The 11,292-nt window shown below is 43.7% G+C and carries 9 protein-coding genes and 1 pseudogene; 4 read left to right on the top strand and 6 right to left on the bottom strand.

Translation table 11 applies throughout. The features are described from left to right. Positions 1 to 227 (top strand): annotated as a pseudogene (locus L4D12_RS09965) (hypothetical protein); the annotation flags it as partial. A gap of 21 nt (positions 228 to 248) precedes the next feature. Here the strand turns inward: L4D12_RS09965 and L4D12_RS09960 are convergent. The 3 genes from L4D12_RS09960 to L4D12_RS09950 all read right to left on the bottom strand — a co-directional run bounded on the left by L4D12_RS09960 (position 249) and on the right by L4D12_RS09950 (position 3,667). Then, on the bottom strand, positions 249 to 1,541 hold the full coding sequence (locus tag L4D12_RS09960) for a serine/threonine transporter (RefSeq protein WP_428447678.1): 1,293 nt from the start codon (positions 1,539 to 1,541) through the stop codon (positions 249 to 251). 516 nt (positions 1,542 to 2,057) lie between these two features. Next, positions 2,058 to 2,540, bottom strand: a complete 483-nt coding sequence (locus L4D12_RS09955) for a YajQ family cyclic di-GMP-binding protein (protein WP_428447677.1) — start codon at positions 2,538 to 2,540, stop codon at positions 2,058 to 2,060. A gap of 71 nt (positions 2,541 to 2,611) precedes the next feature. Next, on the bottom strand, positions 2,612 to 3,667 hold the full coding sequence (locus tag L4D12_RS09950) for a 3-deoxy-7-phosphoheptulonate synthase (RefSeq protein WP_428447676.1): 1,056 nt from the start codon (positions 3,665 to 3,667) through the stop codon (positions 2,612 to 2,614). Between the two features lie 411 nt (positions 3,668 to 4,078). Between L4D12_RS09950 and L4D12_RS09945 the strand changes: the two genes are divergently transcribed. Then, a complete protein-coding gene (locus L4D12_RS09945; RefSeq protein WP_428447675.1) occupies positions 4,079 to 4,972 on the top strand; it encodes a putative PEP-binding protein in 894 nt (297 codons plus the stop codon). A 27-nt stretch (positions 4,973 to 4,999) separates the two neighbouring features. Here the strand turns inward: L4D12_RS09945 and L4D12_RS09940 are convergent, their stop codons facing one another. The 3 genes from L4D12_RS09940 to L4D12_RS09930 form a co-directional block, all read right to left on the bottom strand. Continuing rightward, positions 5,000 to 6,022 carry an acyltransferase gene (locus L4D12_RS09940; protein ID WP_428447674.1) on the bottom strand — a complete coding sequence of 341 codons (1,023 nt, stop codon included), beginning with the start codon at positions 6,020 to 6,022 and terminating at the stop codon, positions 5,000 to 5,002. 286 nt (positions 6,023 to 6,308) lie between these two features. Further along, a complete protein-coding gene (locus L4D12_RS09935; protein ID WP_428447673.1) occupies positions 6,309 to 7,790 on the bottom strand; it encodes a protein adenylyltransferase SelO in 1,482 nt (493 codons plus the stop codon). A 162-nt stretch (positions 7,791 to 7,952) separates the two neighbouring features. Next, complete coding sequence (locus tag L4D12_RS09930; protein WP_428447672.1) at positions 7,953 to 9,305, bottom strand: hypothetical protein; 1,353 nt, start codon at positions 9,303 to 9,305, stop codon at positions 7,953 to 7,955. 297 nt (positions 9,306 to 9,602) lie between these two features. On the opposite strand from L4D12_RS09930, the gene L4D12_RS09925 reads away from it, so the two are divergent. Both L4D12_RS09925 and L4D12_RS09920 read left to right on the top strand, forming a co-directional pair. Then, the gene (locus L4D12_RS09925) at positions 9,603 to 10,442 is read left to right on the top strand and encodes a CvfB family protein (protein WP_428447671.1); all 840 of its coding nucleotides are present in this window, start codon (positions 9,603 to 9,605) and stop codon (positions 10,440 to 10,442) included. Between the two features lie 254 nt (positions 10,443 to 10,696). Next, on the top strand, positions 10,697 to 11,248 hold the full coding sequence (locus tag L4D12_RS09920) for an OmpA family protein (RefSeq protein ID WP_428447670.1): 552 nt from the start codon (positions 10,697 to 10,699) through the stop codon (positions 11,246 to 11,248). The last annotated feature ends 44 nt before the right edge of the window (positions 11,249 to 11,292 follow it).

Raw genomic sequence — 11,292 nt, 5'->3', positions numbered from 1 at the left:
GCGCTATTTTGCACGCTTACCCACCTAGACTGCCGAATCAGGTTCACTTTCGTTGTGTACTGTTAACTTCCTATCGCTTCCTTCAGACCCTGCCGTTGGCCAGCAACGCCCTTGCGATTCGGATTATCTTCCCCTCAGTCGGGGTGATTCAGGTTTCTTGCAACCTGACGGGTTTGCCAGCTTCGCTGGGCAAACAAAAAAATAGGCCATCAAGTGATGGCCTATAGTCGTATTTGTTAGTGCGATGTTTACTGCGCTAGCGAGTAAAAGATAGCTGACATTGAGATCAGGCCAATCACAACAACAAAAATGTTGCTTAGAGCGCCAGAGTACTTACGCATAGCAGGTACTTTTTTGATAGCGTACATCGGCATGATGAATAGCAGCATAGCGATAATTGGGCCACCAAGGCTTTCGATCATACCAAGAATACTTGGGTTAATTGTCGCTACAGCCCATGATGTCACAAGCATAAATAGCGCAGTAAAAGTATTCAGTGTTTTATGACCGATTTCTATGCTACGGCTACGTAGCATTTTAACCATCAGACCATTAAGACCTTCACTGGCACCGATGTAGTGGCCCAGGAATGATTTGGTGATTGCGATAATTGCCACGATAGGCGCAGCATAAGCAATCATTGGTGTGTTGAAATGATTAGACAGGTAAGTCAGGATTGAGACATTCTGCGCTTTGGCTTCGGCAAGGTTAGCCGGTGACAGGCTGAGTACGCAACTGAATACAAAAAACATGACCGTTACAACCATCATTATATGGCTGCGAGCCAGAATGCGTGAACATTGCTTTTCAGCTTGATCGCCATATTCTTTTTGCTTAGTAACGGCAAAAGATGAAATAACAGGTGAGTGGTTAAATGAGAATACCATTACCGGTAAAATCAACCAAACAGCCATTAAAATCGTTGAGATGCCGCCATTTTCAGGAATAACATGCTCAAAAATAGAATTATTCCAGTAAGGAACGAGGTACAACGCTAGCATCAGTAGTACGGCAACAAATGGGAAAACCAATATACTCATCGCTTTGATGATTAATTGCTCGCCCAGACGAACAATCGCCATTAGCGCAATAATCAGAATGAAAGCAAGCAATGCACGAGCAGGTGGTTCAATACCTAACTGATTTAGCATAAAGCTTTCAACAGTGTTCGTTAGTGCAACGCTATAAACCAGTAGAATTGGGTAAATTGCAAAGAAATAAAGCAAAGTGATAACTTTACCCATACCAGCGCCAAAGTGTTCTTCTACAACTTCAGTGATGTCTGCACCTGGATTTGAGCTTGATAGCACAAAACGAGTCATACCACGGTGAGCGTAGTAGGTCATTGGTAAGGCAAGCAGTGCCATAACCAATAATGGGATTAGGCCACCGACACCAGCGTTGATTGGTAAGAATAGCGTACCAGCACCGACAGCTGTACCATATAGGCCAAGCACCCAAACGGTGTCGCTTTTGCTCCAGCCTAGTTTTGTTTTACTTGCTGATTGTGCATCAGCCGTATTGTTTTTCACAGAGTCCATTATGGACATCTCCTTTATAGGTATCATTTATATAACCTTAAAAGGGTTCTCGCTGTATATCTTCCGTGCTCTGCCGATAACTGTGGATCGTTCGGCAAAGGAATATGAGCAGGATACATAGCTGAAACAGTATGTATCGGGTAAAGACAAAAACGGTGTAATATGTGGTGAGGGGAACAACTTTAAAATGAAAAGTGATCGCTATGACGTCCTAAGTCGGGTATCGCTAATTCCATGCGAGCACAAGGTTACTCGTAATGTTTGCTCGATATCTCTAATAAATAAAACCTTTAAAACGACAATAGAACCCTAGATAGGCAAGCGGATTATAGGGGATTATAGAGGCTACAACTAGGATTTTGGTCTTTTAGCTATTTGTTTGAACATTAATCATGCATATATTCAAGCTAGCTCAATACGGAGGATTCAGCGTATGTTGGACTTGATAAGTATAAGAAGGGGAAAAGTAACACTTTTCCCTTTTATAACTATCCGTTTGCATGCTTAGCGCGAGAGTTAGTCGCGGAAGTTATCGAACTGGAAAGGCTGACCATAATCATTTTCGCGAAGCAGTGCCATTACCGCTTGAAGATCATCGCGTTTTTTACCTGTAACACGAAGTTTTTCGCCTTGGATAGCTACCTGTACTTTTAATTTTGCATCTTTAATGGCTTTTACCACTTTTTTCGCAATCAGGCTTTCTACGCCTTGCTTGAAGGCAACTTCCTGATAGAACGTTTTTCCTGAGTGAATGATATCTTTCAGTTCCATCGCTTTGGCATCAACACCGCGCTTTGATAAGTTACCACGGAAGATGTCCATCATCTGGTTAATCTGGAAATCGGACTCAGCTGAGACTTTAACCACTTCTTTGCTTAGGCTGAAGCTAGCTTCAACATTACGGAAATCAAAGCGTGTTGCTAGCTCGCGGCTTGAGTTTTCAACAGCGTTCTTCAGTTCTACGTTATCGACTTCAGAAACAATATCAAAAGATGGCATGTGCTTAATCCTAATTGTTTAGTAATTTGAAACGGTGGAAAAATAATTATTTTTATACGTTGCTAATTGGGTTATTGACGATTGCGTACAGCATCAGCCAGCATGTCGAGCATGGTGACGGTATCGTCCCAGTTGATGCATGGGTCAGTGATCGACTGTCCATAGGTTAAGGCATCTAAATGGTCGACATCGACAGTTTGGCTTCCTTCGACAATAAAGCTTTCAGCCATAACACCAGCAACAGAGTGGCTACCATTCATAATTTGTTGGCAAATATCTGCTGCGACATCCAATTGGCGCTTATGCTGTTTTTGGCAATTACCGTGGCTAAAATCGACGATAAGTCGAGCTGGCAGCCCAAAATCGGTTAATGTTTCGCATGATGCAGCAACATCATCATGGTGATAATTAGGCATTTTACCGCCACGTAAAATAACGTGGCCATAAGGATTGCCCGATGTGCGGTAAATCGTCATTTCACCCGTCTTAGACGGCGAGCAGAAAACATGAGACTCACGTGTCGCTCGAATCGCGTCAACCGCAATTTTAATATTGCCATCCGTCCCGTTCTTAAAGCCGACAGGGCAGGATAGGGCTGATGCCATTTCACGGTGAATTTGGGATTCAGTCGTACGCGCACCAATCGCTCCCCAAGTGATCAAATCAGCTAAATATTGGCCGGTGACCATATCTAGAAACTCAGTGGCGGTTGGCATACCCATCTGGTTAATATCGACTAATAGTTTACGAGCAGTATGTAAACCTTTCGCTAAATCAAGGCTGCCATCTAAGTTAGGGTCTGAAACCAAGCCCTTCCACCCCACAACAGTACGTGGCTTCTCGAAATACGTACGCATAACAATAAAGAGTTGATCTTTATATTTCGCTTGCATTTCAAGCAGGCGCTTCGCGTAGTCTATTGCGGCGTCTGTGTCATGGACCGAACAAGGACCAACGATAACGAGAAGGCGAGTATCATCGCCTGAAAGAATCGCTTCAACTTGCCGACGAGAGTGAGCGATGTGATCCGCAATATCATCAGTGATGGGGTAAGCGGCTTCAACCTCAGCGGGCGTTGGCATCAGGCCAAGGCTAACTGTGCGGAGTTCATCTGTTTTCATTGGCATAGCTGTTGCCTATCTCGGTATTACAAAAATTAACGACCCGTAAAGATAGCCCAAAAGGCCTCAGGAATAAACCAAACTTGTGATATAGCTTAGTTTTTTATTCTTATGTCGACTGACTTTATTCATTTCGTAGTAACTTAACGCAAGAAGTGATGTTTTTTTGTACATGGATTAGATCAGTGGAAAAAGGCAGTACTCATGCGTTTTTCATTATTTATGCGTATTTTGTGGGTAGATTTGCATTTATTTGTAATTCCGCTTGCGTCGGTATCGGTGAGTGAGTATGTTAAATTCTTAGATAAGGATGTCAGTAAATAGAGGCTGACTGAACATGAGTTAGCGGATGTGTAGAACGCCACATTAGCGAATTAACTTTCTGATATTGAACAAATAAAGTTATAATGGTGCCCTATGGAAAATAGCGATCAGACTGGTTTGCATTTTTTGAAACTGCTTCAATCAACATCTCAATTCGACAATCAGGATTTAGGTATTGGTCTATTATCTCTTGATGATTTTATTCAAGAATTATCTATTCACCCGGATGCCGCAGCTTATGCTACCGAATTGGGCGAGGAGTCTCAGCAGCAGTTATTAGCGCTGAGTGAGGGTAGCCCCGCAGAATATTTTGTCTCTATGCTAACTGAACGCTTAGTTGTAGCGGCGCGCCTTGCGGGTGATCAACCTTTGCTGATTCGCATGACAGGGGCTGATTCTCATCAGCGTTCCCAACTACTCGGTGCTGAGTTAGAGGAATACGAAGTGAATCCTTTGCTTGGGTTACGTGGGGTGTCGCGTTATGCGGATGAGGGGCATCGTAAAAGCTTTGAATTAGAATGTGAGGCCATCAAGCGTGCTCGCAATGCGGAAGGGATGACCAATATCGAATTGGTTATTCCGTTTGTACGTACATTCAGTGACGCAGCAACAGCCATTGATCTGCTGGCTGAGCAGGGATTATGTCGTGGAGCACAGGGGCTTAACGTTCATTTGATGGCTGAGCTACCGGCTAATGCGCTGTTAACTGATAAGTTTCTTCAATACTTTGATGGGTTAGTTGTTGATGTTGATCAATTGGCGCAGTTTACGTTAGGACTGGATCAAACGCATCCCTCACTAGAATATTTGCATGATGCTCAAAATGAAGCTGTGCTATCGTTGGTTGCTCAAGCGTTGGCCGCGACCTCGGCGGTGAACAAACCATGCCGCGTGGTCAGCTCGTACATTCATCAATCCCCCAACTTGCAACAGTGGCTTCAAGACCATGGTGTTACTGAGGTGATAACGCAACATAAAACCGGCTAATGATGCCGGTTTAATTTGTTGGCAAAGCTAGCGTAGCAGCAGGCGCCCTGAGGGAATGATGCTGAGTAGCCGTATTAATCCCAATGACAGTAAAAAGGTAAGTACTATTCGAAGAATATCGGTTACATACGCTGGAAAGCCTGTGTATGGAAACAGGTTCAACAGCAGAATGAGAATCATCATATGGCAGAGGTAAATGCCAAGTGTATTTTGGCTAATCGCGAAAGTAAAAGTGGACCGTCCAAAGTCCGGTTTATTGGCGAGTAGCAGGAAAATCCCGGTGGCCCAGAGCAGTGTACCCATTAAGAAATCATGCCCGTTGAACGGGAGGTCATAACGAGTAAGAAAAAAAGCTTCTCCCAAGTGCAGCATCATGCCAATTACCGCGATAGAGGCGGCAATGGGTGAGGATACTCGGAGTTTGTTTTGGTGGATAATAAAGCCAATAGATAGCATTAAAGTACTGAGGAATGGGCCGTTACGGGTAAAAATGGGCGCGGGCAGGTCGTAAATGGGCGCATAGCTGCCCGCCATTAGGCCGTAGATATACAGTACAGATCCAACAAGCAGTAACCACTTTTCTTGCTTGTAATGACAGCAAACTGCGAGGATAGCTAATCCGCAAAGCAGGGCTGGTATATACCAGAGATGAACAAGTCCGCCTTCAAATAAGCTGTTTAGTGGGTGCTGTAGTAAATACTGCCAATAACCTACTCGTTCAGCCAAATAGCCCTGTGTGAATACAATCTCAGCGTTAAATGGGAGTAGTAGATAAATTACACTCCATATTAACCAAATTTTAAGCAGTGGTAAACTATAACAGCGAAAGGTTACGCTGGGTGCGATCTTCAGTTTGGGCATAATAAAATACCCTGCCAAAATAAAAAATAGCGGTACAGCGAATCGACTAAGCTGATTGAGTATGAGTCCCAGCCAAGGCTGATCATTATAGAATGGGCCGGTCATAAATGCTTGCGAATGAATGATGATGACAGCGAATAAGGCCGCAACTCGTCCCCATTCAAAGCTCGCAATGCGCTGCGTATTCATAACTACCTAATTGTTGCACGTGATTTTAGATGGCTGAATGTAGCAATCAATAGGATCCCAAATACTTGGCGAGTTCAAATATTTGAGATATTAGCGGTTCGAAGGATAAACATTTAATTTGAAGCGTGAACAATCTCTCACCGAGTAGATTGTCAATTTCAATTTTTCGCATGCAGACCGGGGCTGCAGCAAAAGTTTTTTAACATAGAGTTATTATATTTTTAACCGAATGAATTGGTGTTACGCCAAAGGTTGTCGTTGACAGAGGGCTATCTCGTATTCGGCTTTAGGAGGAGCAGCTGATTTTTAGTTCTTTTCCCCACTGCGGCGGCAACTCGGCAAAGTGCTTAAATTGACGGTGTTCCTGATATGGACTGTTGAGTACAGTAAGTAGCTGCTCAATCATACTGAAATCGCCGCTATCTGCTTTATCGATAGCTTGTTGGGCAAGGTAATTGCGTAAGATGTATTTGGGGTTACTATTGCGCATTAACACTAACCGGCAGGGATCCGGTTGCTGCTCAACTTCGAGACGTTTCGCGTAGTGGTTAAGCCAGATAGCTAACGGGGCTATATCTGTAACCAGCTCTGAAAACAATGGTGATGCGGAAGAAAGTTGCTGCTTCGGGATAGTTGAGAGTGTACGAAAAAATAAAGTGTGGTCTATATGCAGCTCTCCCATTAACTGGAATAGGGCTGCAAATAAGGGCGTATCTTGTGCTTGTTTTTGTTGTAAGCCAAGTTTATCTCGCATCTTTTGACTGTAGGCGGATTGGAATATGGGCTGGTAGCTATCAAGAGTTAGCTCAATGATGTCTTTACTGATCAGAGGGGTAAGGGCGTATCCAAGGGCAGCGAGATTCCATAATGCAATACTTGGCTGTTGGTTAAATGCATAGCGGCCGGCATAATCGGAAGCGTTGCAAATGTATCCCTGGTTATAGTCATCCATAAATCCATAAGGCCCATAGTCAAAGGTTAGCCCCAGCACCGACATGTTATCGGTATTCATCACACCATGGGCAAAACCGGCAGCTTGCCAATCAGCGATCATCGTTGCCGTTAACGCGACGATTTGTTGGAACATTCGGCTGTAGCGGGTGTGGTCATCACTGGTTTCAGAATTAATGGCGGGAAAGTGGTGCTTGATTAGGTAATCAGCCAATATTTTGAGTTCGGCATGCTGGTTTGTGTAAAACAGGTATTCAAAATGACCGAATCGAAGGTGACTTTCAGCGACACGCACCAAGGTCGCCCCGCGCTCAATTGTCTCACGATATACTGGGGTGTTACTGGATAGAATAGCTAACGCGTGCGTGGTTTTGATGCCTAGGCCAGCCATTGCGGCACTGGCGAGGTATTCTCGGATGCTGGAGCGTAATACGGCTCGGCCGTCCCCTTGACGGGAGTAAGGCGTGAGGCCAGATCCTTTCAGATGAAGATCCCACTTCTTACCTTGTGACGTGACGATCTCTCCAAGTAACAGGCCGCGACCGTCACCCAGGTCAGGGTTATATTGTCCGAACTGGTGTCCGGTGTACTTCATTGCAATCGGTTCGAATCCATTGAGTGTTTCATTGCCAGTAAATACGTTAATAAACTGTTCACTGCTGGCTTGTTCGGGGTCAAGCTCCAGTATATGACTTATTTGAGGGTTAATACTGACGAGGAAAGGGGCGCTAAGAGGTTGTGGCTGGAGTGGTGTACCCAATGCAGCAGGAAGATGACGATAGCTATTGTTGAAGATCAGTTGCGACAGTTTTTTCATACAGACTCTAGGTATATGCTTAAAGGGCGACTTCTTTAAGCATATACCTAAGTTGCCTCAAGTCGCATTACCTCTAGCGGCAGGATTTAGAAACAACACTGGCAACCGCAACAACGGAGAAAAAAAGTGGAGTTTTCTTCGTGTTTCACTGCAAACTAGCGGTTAACTGACGATATCAATAGACTCGATATCGACAATTTTTGAACGATTCATGATGACTTTCCAGCGTTGGATTCGAACGGTGCTGTCTTCGTCGATTTCTCGGGTGATTAGGTTGATCAGGTGGCGTTTTTCAACGGACTCTTTTGATACCTGGCCGTCTTTTAGTTGATAAATTTTCTGTGAACCTTTCTCCATCAACTTGGTAATACCGCGAAGATCTAGCATGATAGATTCACGGGTTTGTTCATAACCGGTCAGAAATTTAGTAGGCGACATCCGGGTTGTACTTTTGTAATGCAGAATAGTTTCTTCGTGCTGGGAAACCTTATGCCTTCTGACCTTACGAATTTCTTTATCCAGTTTTTTATATGGCTGATACTCCATCCACTCCAACTGACGGCCAATTAGCTGATTTGAATTTACATCAAAAAATTGTTTGCGCCATTTAGGTTTGCCTTTACGTACCCAACGCCAGAGCATGACTTTAAGATCATCTTTGAATACTTCACGGGCGGCATAAATAAAAGACAGCACCAGCACAAAAGAGGCCGTGATATCGCCAAGTACACCACGGGCTTTCATGAGCATCAGGGTAACAAAAATCATTACAAAACCGGCAGCAAAACCGGTGACGATTTTGCGCGTGTTTTTACCGAGTTCAACGGTATTTTCTTTCATGGTGACCGGGTACTCGATCAGACGCCTTAGCAGGCGCATTTTATTGGACATTCTAGTTGGATCGTCCATTGCTTTGATTGAGTTATATTTTTGCTCTAAGCGATGTGTAGATTCACCTTCACAGACTTGTAATAATAGCGATTTAATTTCGCTATAGTCACTGCTGCGAGGGAGGTGTGCAACGAGCTCGAGCAGCCGCTGTTCAGTAAACCATGACAAATAGTTATCAACGTTTTCATAGTACTTATGCAGTTTGGTATCTGTCGGTACATTACGACGAAGACGTTTGAGGATCCGAGTGGTTAGTTGTGCAACTTCCTCAACTTCCTCAAGTGAACGTTCTTCTTTGTCATCTAATAGCTGTTGGGTGGTTTTTTCCAGAGCGAGAGCATACTGATAAGCATATAGACTCAAACTCAAGCGATACTGTTCGGTAGATAACTTACCTCGGCTTGCAAGTCGGCTATGTACCAACGGTAAGTGATTAACATCACTGTAATACGTGCGCTTACCAACAATGGCATTATGAAAGAATTCTTCTTCAGAAATGATGTGGTTATTAAGGCCCAACTCACCGGGTACGAAAATGTAGAGATCCAGCTGTCTGTTGGTGGTTTCCTGAATGACGTGAGATATTTTTAGCTTGTGGCCGTCTTTCTTTTCAACAGTGATCACTATACTCAATAACCTTGGTAAAATTAGAATGGATAAATTGCGCAAACAGGATAGCACTTACGTGCGAAAGTAATATTAATTTTAGATGAATTAGTCAGTTAATTTCAGTGCTATTTACCATTAGCTGGATTGTTAGGGTGAAAAGTAGGCAAATAATTGAAGATAGGTCAGGCGCGCTGACACAACATCACGTATAATGCGCGACCTAAAGTTCATGATGGATCTGTATGCGTTTTGAGCATACTGCTGAGTGCTTTATTGCTCGGTTGTTTTATTTACCCAGAGAGTGTCGAGATAATGATTAGAATTGGACAATACAACACGTTAGAGGTCGTCAAACAAGTTGATTTTGGCGTATTCCTTGATGGTGGTGATGACTTCGGCAATATTTTGCTGCCGAAAGCCTCTGTTCCTTCTGGCACTGCGCTGGGAGATAAGCTAGAAGTTTTTATTTACTTTGACTCAAACGATGAAATCATCGCTACAACCAAACAGCCGTTTGCAACCGTTGGTGATTTTGCTCTGCTGCGCGTTGTGGGTATCTGTGGTATCGGTGCATTTGTTGATTGGGGGTTGGAAAAGGATCTGCTTGTTCCTTTCAGTGAACAGCGTCGTCGTCTGGAAGAGGGCCAAGATATTATGGTTCGCGTCTATACCGATAAGGCATCAGGTCGTATTGTAGGCTCAACCAAATTCAACCGCTTTTTGGACAAAACGCCGGCCAATTATAAGCTGGGTCAGGAAGTACAAGTACAGATTGCTGAAGTGACCGATCTTGGTTACAAAGCTGTCATTGAAGATAAACACTGGGGACTATTGTTTAAGACCGAGTCTTTCGGCAAGCTGTTTCCGGGTAAAAAGCTAAAAGCGTATATTCGCGAAATTCGTCCAGATGGCAAAATCAACTTGTCATTGCAGAAGGCCGGTCGTGGGAAAGTCGATGATTTAGCAGATAAAATCCTTACTACACTCGCGCGTAAAGGGGGTTATATTCCACTGAGTGATAAGTCAACACCAGAAGCTATTTTTAAAGAATTCCGCACCAGTAAAGCGACCTTTAAAAATACCATTGGCGGCCTGTATAAAAAAGGTGTGATCGTGATTGAGCGCGATGGCATTCGATTAAACGATAACTGATCAGTCAACATTCTGAATACCTCCTTCGTGTAGTCAAACTGCAATGAGGGATATGGAGCCGATGATTACCATCGGCTTTTTTGTTTTGTCGGTTAACCCACGATTTGCCACAGTTTGTACCCATATTGTGTATATCTTGCAGTTTTGATTGTGAACTATCTCCATACTCTTCTTTTTATTCAAAATGGAATGCTAAACCTTTTGATAAAGTACGGACGTGTATGGCTGAGACCAGAAAGTGTAGGTGTATAAAGATGAAAGGTGTGGTGGTTTTTTTATTTTCTTTGATTGTTGCTGGATGTGCGACATCGGGAGGTTCTTCGGTTGGTAATGACGCCGATATTTCTCAAGTGAAAATTGATCGGTTTTTGGCTAAAAGTGTCGATCAGGCAGAAGCATTGATCAGTGATGATGTGGGTACCGTTGTCAGAAAAGGTAACCAAGTCATTATTACGTTGAAAGGTGACCGTAGTTTTACTCATGATAGCGCTGATGTGCGTTTGGAAGGCCAGAAAACCCTTGAAAAACTCTCTCGTTTGATTGCCAATATGCCTGAAACTCGTGTGTTCATTGCAGGCCACACTGATAGTGTGGGTTCTGAAGAGTACAACCGTAAGTTATCCATGAAGCGAGCTCAGTCCGTGTCTGATCTCCTTGTTGAGAACGGTGTCGATGCTAAACGTCTCGGCGTGTTTGGTTTTGGTGAAAGCGCACCGATTGCAGATAATATGATGACTGACGGGCGTCAGGCAAACCGACGAATAGAAGTCAGACTGACACCGATGTTCGATAAGTTTCTAAAATAACATTAATATCAATTTGGTATAAAAGTTATTAGCAAACAAAAAAG

Origin of the sequence: Photobacterium nomapromontoriensis, assembly GCF_050336815.1 — a bacterium.
Taxonomy (GTDB): Bacteria; Pseudomonadota; Gammaproteobacteria; order Enterobacterales; family Vibrionaceae; genus Photobacterium; species Photobacterium nomapromontoriensis.
Note: the sequence above shows the minus strand (reverse complement) of the source record. Positions and strands in the feature narration are given on the sequence as shown.